This window comes from Cohnella zeiphila, assembly GCF_014212055.1.
Lineage (GTDB): Bacteria > Bacillota > Bacilli > Paenibacillales > Paenibacillaceae > Cohnella > Cohnella zeiphila.
On sequence record NZ_JACJVO010000056.1, the window covers coordinates 79,499 to 99,170 of the forward strand.

Annotated in this window: 21 protein-coding genes and 2 riboswitches; of the genes, 1 reads left to right on the forward strand and 20 read right to left on the reverse strand. The window is 61.5% G+C overall.

Annotated elements, in window-relative coordinates:
• Window positions 1-16: 16 nt before the first annotated feature.
• From H7C18_RS33375 to H7C18_RS33445, 15 genes are all read right to left on the reverse strand, one after another.
• Window positions 17-556 (reverse strand): redoxin domain-containing protein, encoded by a 540-nt coding sequence (locus H7C18_RS33375; protein WP_337914052.1) that lies wholly within the window; start codon window positions 554-556, stop codon window positions 17-19.
• A 147-nt stretch (window positions 557-703) separates the two neighbouring features.
• The gene (locus tag H7C18_RS33380) at window positions 704-1,438 is read right to left on the reverse strand and encodes a pseudouridine synthase (protein WP_185133462.1); all 735 of its coding nucleotides are present in this window, start codon (window positions 1,436-1,438) and stop codon (window positions 704-706) included.
• Window positions 1,439-1,478: 40 nt separating this feature from the next.
• Window positions 1,479-2,009 carry a spore maturation protein gene (locus H7C18_RS33385; protein ID WP_185133463.1) on the reverse strand — a complete coding sequence of 177 codons (531 nt, stop codon included), beginning with the start codon at window positions 2,007-2,009 and terminating at the stop codon, window positions 1,479-1,481.
• A gap of 3 nt (window positions 2,010-2,012) precedes the next feature.
• The gene (locus H7C18_RS33390; protein ID WP_185133464.1) at window positions 2,013-2,645 is read right to left on the reverse strand and encodes a nucleoside recognition domain-containing protein; all 633 of its coding nucleotides are present in this window, start codon (window positions 2,643-2,645) and stop codon (window positions 2,013-2,015) included.
• A gap of 53 nt (window positions 2,646-2,698) precedes the next feature.
• Window positions 2,699-3,961, reverse strand: coding sequence for a D-alanyl-D-alanine carboxypeptidase family protein (locus H7C18_RS33395; protein WP_185133465.1), 1,263 nt, complete (start codon window positions 3,959-3,961; stop codon window positions 2,699-2,701).
• Window positions 3,962-4,195: 234 nt separating this feature from the next.
• Window positions 4,196-4,702 (reverse strand): GerW family sporulation protein, encoded by a 507-nt coding sequence (gene ytfJ, locus H7C18_RS33400; RefSeq protein WP_185133466.1) that lies wholly within the window; start codon window positions 4,700-4,702, stop codon window positions 4,196-4,198.
• A gap of 104 nt (window positions 4,703-4,806) precedes the next feature.
• Window positions 4,807-7,476, reverse strand: coding sequence for a tetratricopeptide repeat protein (locus H7C18_RS33405; protein WP_185133467.1), 2,670 nt, complete (start codon window positions 7,474-7,476; stop codon window positions 4,807-4,809).
• Between the two features lie 111 nt (window positions 7,477-7,587).
• Window positions 7,588-8,280 carry a DUF2953 domain-containing protein gene (locus H7C18_RS33410; protein WP_185133468.1) on the reverse strand — a complete coding sequence of 231 codons (693 nt, stop codon included), beginning with the start codon at window positions 8,278-8,280 and terminating at the stop codon, window positions 7,588-7,590.
• 68 nt (window positions 8,281-8,348) lie between these two features.
• Window positions 8,349-8,963, reverse strand: a complete 615-nt coding sequence (gene scpB, locus H7C18_RS33415; RefSeq protein ID WP_185133469.1) for an SMC-Scp complex subunit ScpB — start codon at window positions 8,961-8,963, stop codon at window positions 8,349-8,351.
• A complete protein-coding gene (locus H7C18_RS33420) occupies window positions 8,932-9,732 on the reverse strand; it encodes a segregation/condensation protein A (protein ID WP_185133470.1) in 801 nt (266 codons plus the stop codon). The genes scpB and H7C18_RS33420 overlap by 32 nt, the downstream gene beginning before the upstream one ends.
• A gap of 87 nt (window positions 9,733-9,819) precedes the next feature.
• A complete protein-coding gene (gene ribH, locus H7C18_RS33425) occupies window positions 9,820-10,290 on the reverse strand; it encodes a 6,7-dimethyl-8-ribityllumazine synthase (RefSeq protein WP_185133471.1) in 471 nt (156 codons plus the stop codon).
• Window positions 10,291-10,296: 6 nt separating this feature from the next.
• Window positions 10,297-11,598, reverse strand: coding sequence for a bifunctional 3,4-dihydroxy-2-butanone-4-phosphate synthase/GTP cyclohydrolase II (locus H7C18_RS33430; RefSeq protein WP_273388682.1), 1,302 nt, complete (start codon window positions 11,596-11,598; stop codon window positions 10,297-10,299).
• Window positions 11,599-11,618: 20 nt separating this feature from the next.
• A complete protein-coding gene (locus H7C18_RS33435) occupies window positions 11,619-12,284 on the reverse strand; it encodes a riboflavin synthase (RefSeq protein ID WP_185133472.1) in 666 nt (221 codons plus the stop codon).
• A 29-nt stretch (window positions 12,285-12,313) separates the two neighbouring features.
• Complete coding sequence (gene ribD, locus H7C18_RS33440; RefSeq protein ID WP_238358130.1) at window positions 12,314-13,408, reverse strand: bifunctional diaminohydroxyphosphoribosylaminopyrimidine deaminase/5-amino-6-(5-phosphoribosylamino)uracil reductase RibD; 1,095 nt, start codon at window positions 13,406-13,408, stop codon at window positions 12,314-12,316.
• A gap of 352 nt (window positions 13,409-13,760) precedes the next feature.
• A riboswitch (FMN riboswitch) is annotated at window positions 13,761-13,948 on the reverse strand.
• Between the two features lie 349 nt (window positions 13,949-14,297).
• Window positions 14,298-14,963 (reverse strand): MgtC/SapB family protein, encoded by a 666-nt coding sequence (locus H7C18_RS33445; RefSeq protein ID WP_185133473.1) that lies wholly within the window; start codon window positions 14,961-14,963, stop codon window positions 14,298-14,300.
• Window positions 14,964-15,064: 101 nt separating this feature from the next.
• Between H7C18_RS33445 and H7C18_RS33450 the strand changes: the two genes are divergently transcribed.
• Complete coding sequence (locus H7C18_RS33450; protein ID WP_185133474.1) at window positions 15,065-15,262, forward strand: hypothetical protein; 198 nt, start codon at window positions 15,065-15,067, stop codon at window positions 15,260-15,262.
• Here H7C18_RS33450 and H7C18_RS33455 read toward each other — a convergent pair.
• The 5 genes from H7C18_RS33455 to H7C18_RS33475 form a co-directional block, all read right to left on the reverse strand.
• Window positions 15,244-16,032, reverse strand: coding sequence for a TatD family hydrolase (locus H7C18_RS33455; RefSeq protein ID WP_185133475.1), 789 nt, complete (start codon window positions 16,030-16,032; stop codon window positions 15,244-15,246). The genes H7C18_RS33450 and H7C18_RS33455 overlap by 19 nt on opposite strands.
• Entirely contained in the window at window positions 16,022-16,816 is a 795-nt protein-coding gene (locus H7C18_RS33460) for an ABC transporter ATP-binding protein (RefSeq protein WP_185133476.1), read from the reverse strand. The genes H7C18_RS33455 and H7C18_RS33460 overlap by 11 nt, the downstream gene beginning before the upstream one ends.
• Window positions 16,813-17,601 carry an ABC transporter permease gene (locus H7C18_RS33465; protein ID WP_185133477.1) on the reverse strand — a complete coding sequence of 263 codons (789 nt, stop codon included), beginning with the start codon at window positions 17,599-17,601 and terminating at the stop codon, window positions 16,813-16,815. Before H7C18_RS33465 ends, H7C18_RS33460 begins: the two co-directional genes overlap by 4 nt.
• Window positions 17,591-17,896 (reverse strand): thiamine-binding protein, encoded by a 306-nt coding sequence (locus H7C18_RS33470; protein WP_185133478.1) that lies wholly within the window; start codon window positions 17,894-17,896, stop codon window positions 17,591-17,593. Before H7C18_RS33470 ends, H7C18_RS33465 begins: the two co-directional genes overlap by 11 nt.
• A 309-nt stretch (window positions 17,897-18,205) precedes the next feature.
• Window positions 18,206-19,306: an ABC transporter substrate-binding protein gene (locus H7C18_RS33475; RefSeq protein WP_185133479.1), complete on the reverse strand. Its 1,101-nt coding sequence runs from the start codon at window positions 19,304-19,306 to the stop codon at window positions 18,206-18,208.
• A gap of 127 nt (window positions 19,307-19,433) precedes the next feature.
• A riboswitch (TPP riboswitch) is annotated at window positions 19,434-19,547 on the reverse strand.
• Window positions 19,548-19,672 lie beyond the last annotated feature (125 nt).

The window sequence follows — 19,672 nt, forward strand, 5'->3', positions numbered from 1 at the left end:
ATGGATCGGTTGTAGGCTAGCTCTTGGGCGACGTCTCGAAAAGCCGCTTGATATGCGAATCGATGTCTTCCTCGCTCATCGGTCCGCCGATGGCGATCTCCTGGATATGTCCGTCCGACGAGATGAAGAACGTCGTCGGATATTCCTTCAGACCGTACCGCTTCTCCGTAATCTTGTTCCGATCGAGCAGGATCGGGAACCTCGCGCCGACGCTGGCGGCGAACTGCTGGACGCTGATGCGGTCCTCGCTCAGGTTGATGCCGACCAGCTGCAAGCCCTGGTCCTTCCACTTGTCGTATTCCTTCTGCAGCGCGGGCATCTCGTCCCGGCAGGGCGGACAGAACGTCCCCCAGAAGTTGAGCACGAGCGGCTTGCCCTTGTAGGAGTCCAGATCGTGCGTCTGGCCGGACAGGTCGGCCAGTTCGAAAGCCGGCGCTTCGCTGCCCGCCTTCAGGACGGACTGCGTCGTAAAAAACGAACGGCCGATCGCGTAGCCGCCGATCAGCACCGCGAAGGCCAGAATCAAGTATTGAATCGGTTTGCGATGTTTCTTCACGCTTTCACCACCGGGGAATATTCGCCTCGTCCGATCTTCGGTCGCCTCTCCTGCGGAAGGCATACCCATTTTTCTTCATTATAACGAAAATACCGGGGCCCGGGACAACGGTCCCGACCTCCGGTTTTGAACATTGTGTGACACAGGTCACGCCTTCTCCGCCTCATCGGCCGCCGCGCGCAGCGTATCCAGCTCTTCCTTCGTCAGCTTGCGGTATTTGCCGCGCTGCAGATTGCCGAGATGGACGCCGCCGAAAGTGACCCGCTTCAGCCGGACGACCGGGTGATGGATCGCTTCGAACATGCGCCGGACTTGGCGGTTGCGCCCTTCGCGGATCGTAATCGTGATCGTCGCCTGCTTCTGGTCGGGATCGACGTCGTGGTATTCGACATCCGCCGGCGCGGTCATGCCGTCGTCCAGCTTGATCCCTTTCGCCAGCCTCTCCAGCGCCTCGCCGTGCGGAATCCGTTCGACCGTCGCCAGGTAGGTCTTCGGCACGTGATGCTTCGGATGCGTCAGCTTATGGGCGAGATCTCCGTCGTTCGTCAGGAGGAGCAGCCCTTCCGTATCGTAATCCAGCCGTCCGACGGGATAAACGCGCTGCTTGACGTCCTTCAAATAATCGGCCACGATCGAGCGCCCCTTCTCGTCGCTGAGACTCGTGATGACGCCCTTCGGCTTGTTGAAAATCAGGTAGACTTTCGTCTCCGACGCGATTTTCTTGCCGTTCACCGCGATCGCGTCGACCGCGGGATCCGCCTTGGCGCCCAGCTCCGTGACGACGCTTCCGTTCACCGTCACTTTGCCGGACACGATCAGTTCCTCGCACTTGCGCCGGGAAGCGACGCCGGCGGCCGCGAGAATTTTTTGCAAACGTTCCAATGAATTTCACCTCAAAGACCATCATACCCTGCCGGCGTCCTTAAAACAACAGCCAGCAGACGGCCACGGCGGCGAAGAAGCCGACCGCGTCGGAGAACAGGCCGACTTTGAGCGCATAGCGGGATTTGCGGATTCCGACGGCGCCGAAGTAAACGGTCAGCACGTACAGCGTCGTGTCGGTGCTGCCCTGGATCGTGGAAGCGATTCGGGCGATCATCGAATCGGGGCCGTGCGTCTTGATCAGGTCCGTCGCGTAAGCGAGCGAGCCGGCTCCCGTGATCGGGCGCAGCATGCCGAGCGGAAGCACCTCGCCGGGAATGCCGATTCGCTCGAACAGCGGCCGGACCAAGCCGAGCATCGCGTCCATGGCGCCCGAGGCGCGGAACATGCTGATCGCCGTCATCATGCCGACGAGATGAGGAATGATGCCGATCGCCGTCTGGAATCCGTCTTTGGCCCCGTCGACGAACGTTTCGTATACGGGAACTTTGCGATAAGCCGCATAAAGGGGAATAAGGACGATCATCATCGGCACGGCCCAGGTGGACAGCGCATGAAGAAAGGAGACCATGGATCAGCCTCCCTTCGTCTCGGCATTCGGTTTCGGAGGGGACAAGGCGATGGGCGGCGAACCGCTTCTTCGGCGGTACCAGCGGTCCGCCAGAATGGCGGCTCCGGTGGACACGATCGTCGCCAGCAGCGTCGAGACGACGATGTCGGTCGGGTTGGCGGAGCCGAAGTTCATCCGGATGGCGATCATCGTCGTCGGGATGAGCGTAATGCTCGCCGTATTCAGCGCCAGCAGCGTGCACATGGCCGGCGTCGCGACATGCGGCTCCGGGTTGAGCGTCTGCAGCTCCTGCATCGCCTTGATGCCCATCGGCGTCGCCGCGTTGCCGAGCCCGAGCACGTTGGCGCTCATGTTCGACAGGATATAGCCGAAAGCCGGATGATCGCGGGGCACGTCCGGGAACAGGCGGGCGACGATCGGCGCGAACAGCTTGGACAGCTTGCGGACGAGCCCCGACTCCTCCGCGATCCGCATCAGGCCGAGCCAGAACACGAGGATGCTGATCAGCCCCAAACAGACGGTGACCCCGGTCTGCGCGCCGCCGAACGCGGCTTCCGTCACCTGCTGCGCGCGTCCGTTCGCGGCGGCGAAGACCACGCTGAATACGATCATGCCCAGCCAGATCCAATTCACCACCGGGAACGCCTCCTTCGATTGAGAAAAGGTAAGCGGCGGAAGCGCCGCTTCGTTCAGGGTCTATGCTCCGGGACCGGCGTCCGGGACGCAGGCCCGCCGCTGCCGCCGGGCGCAACCGGCGAGACCGCACCCGGCGCCTCCACGAGCCCGACGCGGCCGATCACGTTGTCGCCCAAGCGAAAGCTGAGCGTCCCGCGCGAGCCGAATGCGTACGCGATGTCGGTCGATGCCAGCGGCATGACGCGCACGCGGAGATCTGCCCGTTCGCCCGCTTCGAACGGATAGCGGAAATCGGCGGCGGCTACGTACGGGTTGCCCGCCACGGGTTCGCCCTTCTTGACGACGAGCTGGAGCGGGAACCGTTCGAAGCCGTAGTCGAGCAGCTTCCGATGATCCTGCCAGTCGTCCCCGTCGTTCAGCGTTACGGCGACCAGCTGCTGGCCTCCCCGCGTGGCGGAGCTGACGAGACAGCGAAGCGCCTGCTTCGTATAGCCCGTCTTCACGCCGTCGGCCCCATCGTACATCGTCAGCATGCGGTTTTTGTTTTTCCACTCGTAGTCCCAAGGATCGTTCGGGTTGGGCGCTTTGCGGAACTTCGTCCGAACGATCGTTTTGAACGTATCGTTATGAAGCGCGTAAGCGGTCAGCGCGGCCAGATCGTTCGCGGACGAGTAATGCTCCGGCTGGTCGAGACCGTGCGGGTTGGCAAAATGCGTATGGGTCAGCCCCAGCTCTTCCGACTTCCGGTTCATCAAATAAACGAACCCTTCCAACGAGCCTCCGACGTGCTCGGCGATCGCCGTCGCGGCGTCGTTGCCCGAACGGAGCATGAGCCCGTAAAGCAAGTTTTCGAGCTTAATCTTCTCCCCCAGGCGCAAATATAGGGAAGAGCCTTCCTTGCCCGCCGCGTTCTTGCTTACCGTAACCGTGTCGTTCAGCCGTCCGTTCTCGATCGCCACGATCGCCGTCATGATCTTGGTCAGACTGGCGATCTTCATTTCCTTGTCGCCGTTATGACCGGCCAGCAACCGGCCCGATGCGACGTCGATCAGCGCGTCCGCCCGGGCATGCGTGGACGGCTGCTTGCCTGCCAGCGGCGGATGCCGGATCGGTTCGGGAGCGGATACGGCCGCGGAACCGGAGTCGGGAGACGGCGAAGCTGCCGATGGCGAAGGAACCGTAACGACCGCGCTTGCCGCCGGGCTCGTCCAGCCCCCCAGCGCCAACGCCGGAGCGATGGCGGCGCAAATTCCCCATCTGAACCATAGCGGCCCGGCGGGCCGGCGGTTTCGGATGCTTGTCTTGATGCGGATCATGTTGGTCCTCCTTGCTCTGTCTCGCTGAATCGTTCTTGGTGTCTATAACAATTTATGTAGGCGTGTCCCAAAAGATTCTTACCCGGCGCAAAATCGCAAGGCTCCCGGCCCCCATGTTGCCCGGTTCGGCCGAAAAAAAACGGCCTTTGCGGCCGGGTCGGAAACAGCGGGTCGTCGCCCGCGCAGCCGGACGATCGGACGAGGCCGAACCGATGGCGGTCCGGCCTCGCTGCGTTACATCAGATTGTCCGAAGACGAGGAGCGCGAAGACAGGCGGGCTTCGCCTTCGGTTCCTCCGCTTCTTTGAATCATGCTTTGGATGCGGTCGACCCAATGCGGGGCCGCGTCGATCAGCCGTTCGAGCAGGTGGGTTTGGTTGTCCAGCGGAACGACCTTCACCCCTTGCGAGCCGACGACGAGGAACGCGATCGGCGTAATCGATACCCCGCCGCCGCTGCCGCCGCCGAATGGAAGCTGAACGGAAGCGTTGTGGTGGGAGCCTGCGTGCGAACCTGCGTCCGCTCCTTGCCCCTGATGCCTGGAATCGTCGCGCTCTTCTTCGAACATTCCCTGGAATTCGCTTCCCCCTGCGGCGAATCCGAAGCCGACTTTGGAGATCGGCATGATGACGCTGCCGTCCGGCGTCTGCACCGGCTCGCCGACGATCGTGTTGACGTCGACCATCTCCTTGATGTTTTCCATCGCCGTCTGCATCAAGCCCTGAATCGGATGCTCGGACATGGCTGAAATCCTCCCTTGTATCATGCCTTTGCGCATGGAATGGCTGGTTCTTCGGAAAGAAACCGAATGCGCTCCATAAGGTGCCCGTTTTCAAGGAAGCTTAATCATGGCGCCGATTCGTCGGGTTCGGCCGCAGCCGCCGTCTCCGCTCGGGATCCCGCCACGGGATCGACAAACTTCAGGAAAACCGCCTCGATGGCTTTTTGGCGGCTGATCTGATCCGTCTGACTTCGGTAAAACTCAAACGCGTCCGCGATGTCGGCCGGACCCATTTTTTCTAAGATGATCTTCAGTTCTTTCGGCGTTTCCGGCTTCGTCTCCAAGACGGCCGAATGGATCAGGTCGCGAGACGCCTCTTTCCATTGAAGCATCCTTCTTCGAAGCAAGGATCGGTTGGAGTAGTAAATCGAATTGCCCGGTTCGATCCGAATCGCTTCGGTGAAATCCTTTAACGCTTCTTGATAGAGATCGTCTTGTTCTTCGGAATTCTTCTGCTGGCGGAAACCCAGATTCATATGGCCCAAGCCCCGCATATTGTAGGCCCTGGCCAGCCTTTGATGGCTTTGCCGATCCGATCCCAAAGAAAGAGCGAGATTGCTCCACTCGATGATATTGCGGCAATATTCGCTCACTTGCTCGCTGTCTTTCGTAATAAGCTGGGCCATGGAAAAGCTTGTAACCGCTAAGTTGAGATAATAGACGAACCTGCCGCCCTTGTTTTCCGCATTTCGCAGCGCGTTCTCGAACATCGATAATGCCGTACGATAATGGTCTAAATCCTGAAATCCATAACGATGACAGTTCCCGTTCATGCTGTAATATCTGGAAGCGACGAATTCGGCTCCCGCCCGGTCGATTCCCCGTTCAAAAAAACGAATCGCCCGTTCGTAATCCTTTTTGCCGTAATAGATTTCCCCCAGCTTGAACAACCAATCGCTGTCTACGATCGGCGACTGAAGCAAAGCTCCTTCCAGCTCGGACAGCTTGACCCGGTCTTCTTCGCTTAAGGAAGGCTGCGTGAGCAGATCCCTCGCGCCTTGCGCGCGTTCCATCAGCTTCGGCTGGTCCTCCGGCTCCGGAATCAGATTCACCATCCCGTCTTCCGAAATGACGGCGATGACGCACTTTTGCTTGTTCGCTTGCAGCTTTCGCAAGTAACGGTATGCGGAATTATAGCGCGCTCCCCGGCTCGCGTCGCCAAGGTCGGGATCTGCGATGCCGTCCAGAATGACGCCGATACCGTGGCAGTTTCCATCCTCGTCGAAGTAGATCGCTCCATCGATCGACGTCAGATGCCGGATCGTATCGGGATCGACCTGCCGGAGTTTGATCGGCGTTGATTGTTTACTTAGCTTTTTCAATTCTTCCTTTGCCGTATCGAAATCGGCAATGACGACCATCGTGCCGTGCTTTTGCTCTCGGGCGCGGCTGACGATCCGCTCCAGCTTGTCGAACTTAGCCTGCCATCCTTCGTTCCCTCGACCGAACGTCTGCTCCAGCAGCTGGCGGAGCCGTTCCCGGGAGTAGCTCTCCTCTCCGATCCGTGGATTCTTAAACGATAGGTAAAGCAGCTCCCGTTCCGCCAAGAATAGATCCGTCCGATAGAAAGCGCCGTCCTCCCCGACGATCATCGTGCCGTTCCGGGAATTCTCGGGTTCCGCCCGCACGGATACGAGCCGGTACTTGGACAACCCCTGAAAATCGACCCGCAGTACGAGCGCTTCCCCTTGCAGGATCCAATCGACTTGGCCGAGACCGTAGATCGATTCGGAATCCGCGATCAAATATTGATGCTTGCTATTGTTCGTCAGCTCCAGAAGCTTGCGAATCCGTTTCGAGTCGTCCAGGCGAATGCGTTCCGACTCCGCGAATTCGACGATGAACCGAACGAGCCCCGGCATCCGGATCGTCTGCTCGTTCATTAGCAGCAGCGTCCCGAAAGGGTTTTGGCGCTCGTACGTCTCGCTCGATATTTTGTCGATCATCTCCAGCAAATCGCCGGTTGCCGGCTGATCGTTCCCGCTTCCTTCCGGGAGTTCGTCCGCAACAGGCCTGGCAAGCAAATCCCGCATGCCTCCGAAGAACAGACGGGCCGCCCGCCGGTTGAACTGAAGCTCGTCCTCCAAGTATTTGCGGCGGATGCCGCCATCCTCGCCGAAGATCAGCGCATGGCTTGCGTTTCTCTCGTAAAAGCTTCGGAAGTAATCTTCCAGAATCATGCGTAAAAAAGAAAGCTCGGGCTTCCGTTCATACAGGCGAACCACCGTCGATTCGACTTGATGCAGTTCGAGTATGTATACGATATGAAAGATCCGGCTGCTATCGTCATAGCGGAAAGCGTCTACGTAATGAACGACATCCGAAGGAATCCGGTATGGCGAGGAATCGCTTATCGGATTGGCATCGGAATCCATCTTCGCGGCATCCGGAATCGGTTCCTCTTGCGAAGCCTCCGCGCCGTCCGATTGGCGTCCGTCTCTCACCAACTGGACCAAACCCGCCGGATGTCCGGCATCGCCCCTCGTCTCCTTGGTTCCGTACAGTTCGACGAACAGGTTGTCCAGCGACTGAATGTTGTCTTGCGTGGTTCCCGCGCCGCGCTGCTCCGAAACCGTTTTTTTGACGCGAACGATCTGCACCGGCTCGTCCTTATCGTCATAAACGGCTGCGAACATTTTAAAATGCAGGCGCTTCTGCAAATGTTTCAGAATCCGTTCCAGACGGCCGTATATTTCCTCATTCAATTCGTTCAGACGGTTGACTTCAACGCTCAATTGCCGACTCCCCCTGCTTCCTGCAACAGATATTCGACTCATTTCCACATAATACCACAGAAATCGAATCCCTTCAGCCGGGGAAGAAAGAGGTCGATCATGGAATCTGTCTTAAGCTTTCGCGGGAGGGCGCATCCAATCTCGCCAAGCCCGGTACGCTTGCCGAATGCGGACGGTTCGCCGGCCGAGCCGGAGAAAACAAAGGACAGCCGTTCCCGCACGGATGCGGAAATCGGCTTCCCAGACGAAAGAGAACTCGATCCCGGAATAGACCGGGCGGACGCTGCCGTGGGGGTGGGCGGTCAGCCGAACGAAGTGCGCGGCTAACGCGGTGAAACAGCCCATCACGCTCCAGAGCAGTCCCGAGAGCGTTGCGGTCGAGGCCGCTTCCCCGGTTCCGAGCCGCACGTCGGTCCGCCAGCGCGTGCATTCCACCTTGCTCATCGTCTGCCGCAGCCAGGGGGCGAAATCCCGGGTGGACGTTCGAATCGCCCCGAACGCCTTCCGATAGCGCCGCATCGAGTGCCGGCCGAAGCGCCGCTTTTCCGGCTCGGCGCTCCGGCCGAAGCCCGCCATGCGGCTGTTCCGCTCCTGGTTATAGACGAGATGGCCTCCCTTTAACAGAATGGCCGGTATGACCGTGCGCATGCGAACGATCCCGTAGACCGCCCGAACGATGACGACAAGCTGATCGTACTTCCCGCTGTGGGAGTACCGAACCCGGACTTTCACCGTCGACAGCAGCGCCAATATGCCCAGCAGCAGCAGAGCCGCCGCCAGCCCCGTCCACAACCAAAAAGCCATACTTTCCCCGCCTTTCGCTTGGGATAGTATGGCCTTTCATCCTGACGCTTCATTCGTTTGCCATCGTTTCAATCGGCTTCCAGCGCGTTCAAGTCGTCCATCGAGAGCTGGCGGCCTTCGATCCGTTCGAACAGATGCTGGGTGCGCTCCTCGAGATCGTCGTCCCCTTCGCTCACGACCGGGTCCGGAAGCTCGTTCAGGCTCGCCAGGCCGAAGTAATCGAGGAACGACTTGGTCGTCCCGTACAGAATCGGCCGGCCGAGCGCGTCCGCCCTGCCCACTTCCTCGATCAAGTCCTTGACGACGAGCGTGTGGAGAGCACGGTCCGCCTTTACGCCGCGGATCTCTTCGATCTCGACGCGGGTGATCGGCTGCCGGTAGGCGATAATCGCCAGCGTCTCCAGCGCGGCCTGGGACAGGGAAGAGCGGGCCGGCGAATAGGCCAGCTTCTCGAAATACGGAGCATGGTCGGGGGCGGTCGTCAGACGGAAGCTGCCCGCCACCTCGACGATGCGGATTCCCCGCTTGCCGCGGACAAGGTTCGTTTGAAGATCCTTGAGCACGTCGCGCACGACGTCCGCGTCCATCTCCACCACTTCGGCCATCGCCTTGACGCTGAGGCCTTCGTCGCCGGAGACGAACAGCAGTCCTTCAAGTATCGATTTCAATTTCGAATAATCCATCGTCCGACCCCTCCTTCCCCGTCCAAGCCAGCACAATCTCGTCGAACAGCCGATGCTGGTAGCACGATACCCAGCGGCGCTTCATCAGCTCCAGGATGGCCAGAAACGTCACGACGATCTCCTGGCGGTCCGGCTCGTCGCCGATCAGCTGCGAGAACAACACCTTCCCGTCTCCGTCTTCCGAACGGCCTTTCAGCGCATCCATAATATCGCGGATCCGGTCCTTGATCGAGATCTCGTCCCGCTGGATGGCGGCGATCCGGTTGCGTCCCTGGACACGGCGAAGCGCCTTGCGAAACGCGCGCACGAGGTCGTCCACATGCAGCCCTTCGACAGGGTTCCGGGCAATCTCCGCCGCGTAAGGGGCCAGATCCGCCGGCTCTCGCGTAAAGACGAGGCTGCGCTCGTACTCCTGCTCTCGCAGCTGGCTGGCCGCCGCCTTGAACTTCCGGTACTCGATCAGCTTGCGAATCAGCTCCTCGCGCGGATCGAGCCCGTCGTCGTCTTCCACCGTCAGCCACGGTTCTTCGGTGACGGGCGGCTTCGGCAGCAGCTGCCGGCTTTTCATAGAGAGAAGCGTAGCCGCCATCACCAGAAATTCGCTGGTCACGTCCAGTTCCAGCTCCTGCATGGCCTCCAGATAGCTGATGTATTGATCCGTTATCTCGCTGATCGAGATGTCCTGGATGTCGATCTCCGCCTTGTCGATCAGGTGGAGCAGCAAATCCAGAGGTCCCTCGAACGTCTCAAGCTTGTAAAGCACCGTCACGGCGAATCGTCACCTTCCCATTCGGAGTTCACGCGAGGCGCGCCGGCGCGCCTATGGGCCTGCATCGCCCCGCCTTGGCTCCGAAGGTCAGCCCTTCAGCGCCTGCGTCAAATTCGCCATCTCGATGGCGCTCACGGCGGCTTCCCAGCCTTTGTTGCCGGCCTTCGTGCCGGCCCGCTCCACCGCCTGCTCGATGCTGTCGACGGTCAGCACGCCGAAGATCGTCGGCACGCCGGTCTTCAGGCCGATCGCCGCCACTCCTTTGGCCGCCTCGTTGCACACGTAGTCAAAGTGCGGCGTCGAACCGCGAATGACCGCGCCGAGCGTCACGACGGCGTCGTACTTGCCGCTCTCCGCCATCTTCTGGGTGATCAGCGGAATTTCGAACGCGCCGGGCACCCACGCGATCTCGACGTCGTCTTCCTCCGCCCCGTGGCGCTTGAACGCGTCGAGCGCTCCTCCAAGCAGACGGGAGGAGATAAACTCGTTGAATCTTCCAACGACGATGCCGTACTTGAATCCTTGCGAGACGAGCTTGCCTTCATATACAACTGCCATGAATCGTCATCCTCTCCTCGGCCCTGCAGCCGGTTGTTCGTTTTGTTCGACCGCTTGAAGCGGGACGTCGTCCTGGAAAGAAAGCAGGTGTCCCAGCTTCGCTTTCTTCGTATGAAGATACCGGGTGTTGTCTTCGTTCTCGGCCATCTGCAGCGGCACCCGCTCGACGACGCTCAGGCCGTAGCCTTCGAGTCCCTTGATTTTGCGGGGGTTGTTCGTGAGCAGCCTCATCCGGCGAATGCCGAGATCCTTCAGGATCTGCGCGCCGATGCCGTAATCGCGGAGGTCGGGCGCGAAGCCTAGCTTCAGGTTGGCGTCGACCGTATCCAGCCCTTGCTCCTGCAGCACGTAAGCGCGCAGCTTGTTGATCAGGCCGATACCCCGTCCTTCCTGACGCATATACAATAACACGCCGCTGCCCGCTTCGTCGATCTGTCTCAAGGCCGCTTCCAGCTGAGGACCGCAGTCGCAGCGGTGGGAATGGAACACGTCGCCGGTCAGGCATTCGGAATGAACCCGCACGAGCACCGGTTGTTCTCCGTCGATGTCGCCCTTGACGAAAGCCACATGCTCCTTGGAGTCGAGCGCGTTCGTATAGGCGATCGCCCGGAACTCGCCGAAGTCGGTCGGCATCCTCGCTTCCACTTCGCGCTTCACGAGCTTCTCCGTCTCGTTCCGGTAACGGATCAGGTCCTTGATCGTGATCAGCTTGAGGCCGTGCTGCTTCGTGAATTCGAGCAGGTCGGGCAGGCGGGCCATCGTGCCGTCTTCCTTGATGATCTCGCAGATGACGGCCGCCGGCGTGCCGCCGCACAGACGGGCCAGGTCGATCGCCGCTTCCGTATGCCCTGCCCGGCGGAGCACGCCGCCGTCCTTGGCGATCAGCGGGAAAATATGGCCCGGCCGGCGAAAGTCGGAAGCGCCCGCCGCGGGATCGATCAAGCCGCGAACGGTGGCCGCGCGCTCGTGAGCGGAGATGCCGGTCGACGTCGACGCATGGTCGACCGACACGGTGAACGCGGTGCCGTGATAATCCGTATTGTGGCTTACCATCGGCGGGAGGTCAAGCTGTTCCGCCCGCTCCTGCGTGATCGGAACGCAGACGAGGCCTCTCGCCTCCGAGATCATGAAGTTGATCGCTTCCGGCGTCGCGTAATCCGCGAGGACGATCAGATCTCCTTCGTTCTCCCGGTCCTCGTCGTCCACGACGACGACAAGCTTGCCCTGCTTCAAATCCTGAATGGCAGCCTCGACCGAATCGAATTGCGCTGCCGGAAGAGCATGATCCATTGGGTTGTCGTTTTGCATGGGGTCTCTCTCCTTTTCTCTCAAAATCCGAATTCCCGAAGCTTCGACTCGGTCAGGCCGCCGAATCGTACCGGCGCGGCGGAGCCTTCCGGCCGGCCGAGCAGACGGGCGACGTACTTGCCGAGAATGTCGTTCTCGATATTGATCGTATCCCCCGGACGCTTATATTGCAGCGCCGTCTCCCGCAGCGTGTGCGGTATGATGGAGACGGTCAGCGTGCCGGCCGCCGCGTCGATCGAGACGATCGTCAGGCTGATGCCGTCCAGCGTCACCGAGCCTTGGGGCACCGCGAGCCGCAGCAGATCTTCGTCGCTTGGCTTCACGGTGAACACGACCGCGTTCGCTTCCGCCTGACGGCGGACGATAACGCCGGTGCCGTCCACGTGCCCCTGCACGATATGGCCGCCGAACCGGTCGCCCGCCCGCATCGCCCGCTCCAGGTTGACCGGCGCCCCCGGCTGCAGGCCGCTTAAGTTCGTATGGCGGTAGGTCTCCGGCATGACGTCGACGGCGAAGGAGTCCCCGCCGAACGAGATGACGGTCAGGCAGACGCCGTTCACCGCGATGCTGTCCCCCAGCTTGACGTCCTCCAGCACCTTGTCCGCCGCGACGGTCAGCACCATCGCCTCGCCCTGGCGCACCGCCCGCCGCAGCGAGCCGATTTCTTCGATCAATCCCGTAAACATACGGTCATCCCTCCCTTCGAAAACCCGGTTTACGTCCATGCCGGGTACCCCGTCACGCACCAATCGTCGCCGAAGCGCTCGATCTCTACGTCCCGAAGGCGCAGCGCCTCGTCCATCGAGGCCGGCCCCTCATGCGCGAACGCGGACGGCGCCTCTCCTCCGACGATCTTCGGAGCGTAAAACAGCATCAGCTTGTCGGCCAAACCGGCCTCGATCAAAGCGCCGTTCAACCGTCCGCCTCCTTCAACCAGCACCGAGCCGATCTCCCGCCGTCCAAGCTCCGCGAACGCGGCGGCCAGATCGACGCGCGGGCCGTCTCCGCAGACGATCACTTCGGCTCCCAAGCCGCGAATCCGTTCCGCCCGTTCGGCCGGCGCTGCCGCCGTCGTCAGCACGAGAGTCGGCGCCTCCGCGCCGAGCACGCGCGCCGAGTCCGGCAAGCGCAGCGCCGAATCGACCACGATCCGGACCGGGTGCAGGCCCGGGACCGACAGCCGGGTCGTCAGTTCCGGATCGTCCGCCAGAACCGTTCCGACGCCGACCATGATCGCGTCGTGACGATGGCGGAGCGTGTGCACCGCCTCGCGTGCCGCCGGTCCGGTGATCCACTTGCTGTGCCCGGTACGGGCGGCAAGCTTGCCGTCAAGCGTCAGCGCCGTCTTGATCGTCACGAACGGCAGCCCGGTCTGAATGTATTTGTTGAACGCTTCGTTCAGCCGCGTCGATTCGTCGCCCAGCAGCCCGACTTCCGCCGCGATGCCGGCTTCCCGCAAACGGGCGACGCCCCGGCCGGCGACGACCGGATTCGGATCGAGCGTCGCCACGACGACGCGGGCCACTCCCTCGCGGATCAGCCGCTCGCAGCAGGGCGGCGTGCGGCCGTGGTGGCTGCACGGCTCCAGCGTCACGTAAGCCGTTCCGCCGCGGGCCCGCTCGCCGGCCATATCCAGGGCGTGCACTTCCGCGTGCGCTTCCCCTCGCCGAAGATGAGCCCCGATGCCGACGATCCGGCCGTCGTTCACGACGACGCAGCCTACCGCCGGGTTGATGCCCGTCTGGCCGGCGGCTCCCTTCGCCGTATTCAAAGCAAGACGCATGTAATACTCATCGTTCAAAATTTCCAATCGCCGCTGTTCCCCCCTAGCCCGCGACAAACGCAACAAACCCCCGGGTTCAAGCTCCCCGGGGGTTGGCGGTCACACAGCATCGAACAGACCGTATGCGGCGCGTTCATCGGGCATGGACGGCGAAAAATCGAGGCGACAGGACGTCAAGCCGCCCGGCAGCGCAAGGCCGCCGAGGCCGGCCGATCCCGGTCTCATCATTCGCATCTTCCAAGGCGTTCCGTCTCCGAACCTATACCGCTTTATTTTGTGAAAAAAGGAACATACAGATGCGTTCACAAAATAATGCGGATCCTGCGCGGAATCGAAACGTCCGATCCATTGCCGAATCACGCGCGGCACGGCCGCGCTGCGCTTCCTTCTCCCATCCAGACTGTTACTGTCGGTCCCGGACTCGCACCAGGTCCACCGCATCACGCACACCGGTCGTCCGGTAGCAACGATGACGGGTCACGGACTGACGGAAGCCGGACGGCGCTTGCCGCCCCTGAGCCCCCGATCACCGCCGGTGAGGAATTGCACCTCGCCCCGAAGGTAAGTCGCTGATTCACTTGTCATTTCGACGGGGATCTTCGGGATTCCCCGAGAAGATACACCATCGTTGATGGGAATCGTACCACTCCAAGCCGAAAAAAGCAATACTTCCGCCAAGATAAAACAGGCTCATGGATCGAATCGGACAAACATAAACGGCAGGCAGGTGTTTCGCCCATTGGGAATAAGTGTAAATGAAGGGTAAGAAAGCATAGATGAGAAGGAGGCGAACTTGATGACCCGGATTCGTCGGATCCCGCTTCGAACCTACCTCACCTTGCTCGTGTCGGAAGTCGCGATGACCATGGAAGCCGAAGCGTCCAGGCGCCCGATTCGTCCGCCCGGCCGCTAGGCGTTACCCTTTCAGCTCGACCGAAGTTACCGAGCCGGCGCGCTGCAGCAGCGCCAGCAGTTCGCCGGCATCGCCGCCGGGAGGCCACTTCACGAACAGTTCCAGCGTCCACTCTCCCTCGTCCGACATCTCCGCCAGAAAGCGCTCGACCGCGATCTGACGTTCCTTAAGCAAGCCGAGTATTCGCTCCGTTACGCCCGGATCGTTCGCGGCCTTCAACACCAGATGCTCCTGCTTGTTCGAAGAAGAGAACCACCGCAGAGGACTGTGCAGCGCCGTCTGCGCGACCAGGATGATCACCGTGACGCCGATTCCGATCGCGTACAGCCCGGCTCCCGTCGCCATGCCGGTTCCGGCCGTCGCCCATACGCCCGCGGCCGTCGTAAGCCCTTTCACCGTCATCTTTTGCAAAAAGATCATCCCCGCGCCGAGAAAACTGACGCCGCTGACGACCTGCGCCGCGATCCGCGAAGGATCCAGCGTCAGATTGTCCCAGCCCAGCTGGTCGCGAAAGCCGTACTTGGAGATGACCATCATGAGCGAGGCGCCCACCGCTACGATAAAATGCGTTTTGATGCCGGCTTCCTTCATCCGGTTTTTGCGCTCGTACCCGATGCATGCGCCGCAGATTCCCGCTATGACCACTCTAAGCAGCCATTCGAATTCCATTCCAACACCTCCGTCCGTCGTGATTGCGCGGCTTTTTTGCAGTACAATTAACACCATAATACTTGAAAGCCCTTTATTCAAGCCTTCGAAGGAGCGAATCGATGAGAACAGCCGATCAGATCAAGCGGAAATTCAACGAATTGGCCGCTCAAAAAAAAGAGCTGCAGTCCCGGCTCGAAAAGTCCGAAGGGGACGGCAGCGGCGCGATCCGTGAACGGATCGGCAGAATCGACGAGCAGATGCTGCTGCTCGAATGGGTATTGAACGAGCCGCTGGGAAGCTACCACGGCCATTCGTAAAAATGTTTCGTGTTTCGCTCCACGATCCGCTCCATCTCCCGAGGATCCAGACCTTTGAGCGCCGCCAACGCCCGAACGACGTCGCGCGTCATCTCCGGCCCCGTCCGGCGCCCGGCGAACGGCCCTTCGAACGGCCAGGGACCGTCCGTCTCGGCCATGATCAGCCCGAGCGGATAGGCGACAGCCAGCTCTCGTATTTCGTCCTCGTAGACGATGTCCGGCGCGAAGGAGATCATGCAGCCGCGGTCCGCCATCCGTCGCTGCGACTCGGGAGACCCTTTGAACCAGTGAAAATGGGCCTTCCGGACGCGATGCCGCTCCAGCAGCTCCAACGCCTTGTCCGCATCCTCGTAGACGGCGTGCAGCACGATCGGCCGGTCCAGCTCCGCCGCCAGCGCGGCGAACCGATCCAACTGCCGAACATAAGGCGCTTCGTCAAACGGCTCTCCAGCCGCCCCCTTCTCTTTGCGGAGGTAGTAAGGCAGGCCCACCTCGCCGATGGCGAACGGCTCGTGCCGGCGTTCTCGAATCCACCCGCACAGCTCTTCCAGCTCCCCGGCTTCCAGCGCGGGCTGTTCGGGATGATGCCCGTAAGCCGGCAGCACGCGTCCCGGATATTTCCGCGCGAGTTCGCGCGTCTCGACGCAGGAAGCCCTCCCCGTCGAGACGGCGACCGCCCCGCCGACATCGCCGGCGAAAGCTTTCCTCAGCATGTCGTCCCGTTCTTCGGGCGGATAGCCGTCCAGATGAATATGCGCGTCATAAAGCATGGCGTTCCTCCGCTCCCTTCTGCAGAAGCGCCAAAACCCGCTCCTTGAGAAGAACGAACTCGGGCTCTTTCCATACGTCGGCTCTCCGCGGCCGGGAGAACGGCACGGTCAGCTCGCTCAGCACCCGTGCCGGAGCCGGAGACAGCACATAGATGCGGTCCGACAGCGTGAGCGCTTCTTCGATGCTGTGCGTGACGAACAGCACGCTCCGGCGCTCCGCCTCCCAGATGCCGAGCAGCCAGGCCTGCATGTCCGCTCTCGTCAGCGCGTCCAGCGCCGCGAACGGCTCGTCCAGGCACATGACGCCGCGGGGCATAAGCAGCGCGCGCAGGAAGGACACCCGCTGCTGCATACCGCCCGACAGCACATGCGGGTATTCCCGCGCCGCGTCGCCAAGCCCGATGCGGCGCAGCCAGCCCGAGGCTTGCTCCGCCGCCTCCTTCTTCCCGATCCCCGCCGACTCCAGCGCCGAGGAGATGTTCGCTTCGACCGACAGCCAGGGGAACAGCGAAGGCTGCTGAGGCATATAGCTGATCAGTCCCCGCCGGCCGGTCGCGTCGCGCCCGTCGAACCGGATGCTTCCGGCGTCCGGCCTTTCGACGCCGCCGATCAGCCGGAACAGCGTCGACTTGCCGCTTCCGGAAGGACCGATCAAGGTGACGAATTCTCCTTCGTTCACGCGCAGGGAGACGCCGTCCAGCGCCGGATGGCGCCGGCCGCCGCGCGAATAGCTCATGGAGATGCCCGACAGCTCCAGCTTGGCGTTCTCCGTCTCTCCGCTCATGCTTCTTGCCCTCCCTTCGCTTCCGCCCGGGGAGGTCGCCAACGGATCGCCAGCCGCTCCAGCCAGACGGCGGCCCCGTAGAAGACGAGAGCCAACGCCACGATGCAGACGATCGCCGAGAAGACGCCGGCCGTGTCGAAGCCCTTTTCCTTCAATACCAGGTAGTGTCCGATCCCGTCGCTCCCTCCGAGCCATTCCGCCACGATGACGGCGGAGACGCTGTAGGCCGCGGTCAGCTTCAGCCCGGTAAAGAAAGAGGGCAGCGAAGCGGGAAGCTCCAGCCGCCGCAGCACCTCCCACCGGCTCGCGCCGATCATCGCCATATATTCGCGCAAGTGCGGCTCTGCCTGGCCGAGGCCGGCCAGCATGGACCACGCGACCGGGAAGAAGCAGACGAGCACGAGCAGAATGAGCTTGGGCATCAGCCCGAAGCCGAACCAGACGATCAGCAGCGGCCCGAGCGCGATGAGCGGGACGTTCTGCGTCACGATCACGAGCGGAGCCAGCGCCGTTCGGACGCCCGGAATGAGATGGAACAGAAGCGCCGCCGCCACGCCGAACGCGACGCCGAGGGCGACGCCTTCCAGCGCCAGCCGCAAGGTGAACCCCAACTGATCGGCCAGTCTCGGGCCGTCCTCCCACATCGCTTGCGCGATGCGGACGGGCGACGGCAGAATCCACGGGTCGACCCGCAGGAAAGAGCAGATAAGCTGCCAAACGAGAACGAAGCCGATCATCGTGCCGCCCGACAGCGCCGCCTTTTTCAGCTTCGTTTTACTGTCCATCGGGATATTTTTGCAGCAGCCGCGCCATCGAGGCTCCATCCGCCGCATCGACGGACAGCTTGATCTGCGACAGCACCGAAGGGCTTCCCAGCGAGAACATCGCGGCGTTCATCTCTTTCACGATGTCGAGCAGCCGGTCCAGGTCTCCTTCCATCGTCGTCTCCAGCGGGCCGACGCGGTACGGCACGCCGGACGCCTTGATGATGTCGATCGCCTTGTCGACGTACGGGATGATGTCGTTGTCTCCAGCCTTCAGCCTCGGCAAAATTTGAATGCTCAGCAGCGCTTGCGCCATGGTCGGTTCCTCCCTTGATTCATCCCAAATTCGCAGCGGGAATCTGTCCCATTATTTTGACTCATGCCCGGCGATCCGAACATTTACCGGGAAAAACTCCTCGTAAGCGGCCGGAGCTCTGCTCCGTCCATCAGAATCTCAAAAAATAGAGGGAGCTTCTCCCATTCTTCCGCTCGCCAACCCGGTAGCCGAAGAAGTAAGAGGAGCCATTCCGCCTATTCGCTCCAAGCAGGGCGGAAATTCGCCGTATTCGGGCATGAATTCGCTCAGGAGCCGTGAATTCGTACCGCTCACTGAGACGGAACCCGTTTATTGCGGCAGGAAATCGTTCGTGAACATCGCGTCGTAATCGAGATCGGACTTGAGCACGCCGTGCTCTTTCAGGAAATCGCCGTACCCGGCCCATACGTCCCGCTTCTGCTCGCCCCAGCGCGGAGCGTCGTCCTGGTATTTCGGGCTCAGCCACTCCTGGCTCGCCTTGACGAGATCGGCGTTCAGGTCCGGCTCCGCCTTCAACAGAATGTCGGCGGCTTCGTCCGGATGCTGGATCGCGTATTGGTAGCCTTCCGACGCGCCCTTCATAAACGCCCGGACGACGTCCGGCTTGCCCTGGATCATCTTCTCGCTCGTCTCCAGCACCGGGGTGTAGTAGTCCAGCTTCTTGTCGAAATCGGACAGATAGATCATGTTCAGCTTCATTCCCCGCTGTTCGGCTTCAATGCCCGTCCATCCGTAGAAAATCCACTCGAAGTCGATGTCCTTCTTCACCGCGGTAAAGAAGTCGGCCGTCCCGGCGTTGACGATCTTCACTTTGGAGACGTCCGCGCCCTGCTGCTTCATCATCGAACCGATAACCGCTTCTTCGGCCGGCGAGCCCCAGCCGCCGTACGTGCGGCCCTCGAAATCTTTCGGCTCCTTGATGTTCTTCTCCTCCGGCGATGCGAAGCCGGACGTGTTGTGCTGGATGATCGCCGCAAGCGAGACGAGCGGCACGTTCTGCTCCCGCGCCAGCGTCAGCGACTCCTGGGCGCCGACGCCGAAATCGGCCGCTCCGCTCGCCACCATCGCGTCCGCTCCGCTCTCCGGAGGCTGGACGATGTCCACCTTCAGCCCGAGCTCGTCCCAGTAGCCTTTGGCGGCGGCGACGTACAGCCCGGTATGGTTCGTGTTCGGCGTCCAATCCAGCACGACTTTCGCTTCTCCGAGAGACTTCGGCGACCCGCTTGCCGACGCCGCGGACGACCCGGACGGCGCCGCAGGCTGCGAAGCCGAAGCGGAGGCGGAAGCGCCTGCCGAAGACGGCGCCGCGCTTCCGTTGCCTCCGTTCCCGCCGCCGCACCCGCTCAGGATGGCCAGTGCGGCGACAACCGCCAATCCCGTTACTTTTCTGCCTGCTTGCTTTGTCCCCATGTTTCTCTCCCTTTCCTCTCCCCATTCGAATGCGAGACGACGCAAGGATCGAGAGCAAATCAAAAAAGCCCCCCATACGGAGGGCGTACCGACTCAAGATCGGACGACAGAGCGCGTCTGTCCGGCGACAGCGCGCTTTCCACCTCCCTACGCTGGCATTAACCAGATCAGGTAAAAGGGTCTGCATCTTCACGGGATGCACTCTCAGCCGGCCGAATCTCCAGCTCCCCCGGGACTATTCGAATTGCTTCTAGCCTCGTTCGTTCTTCATTCATTATAGCAAAGCGGGGCGGATTGTCCATCGCGGCGCAAAATGTGCGATCTCCTTGTACGGTTCGTCCATTCGCGGCCGGACAGAGCGTCATA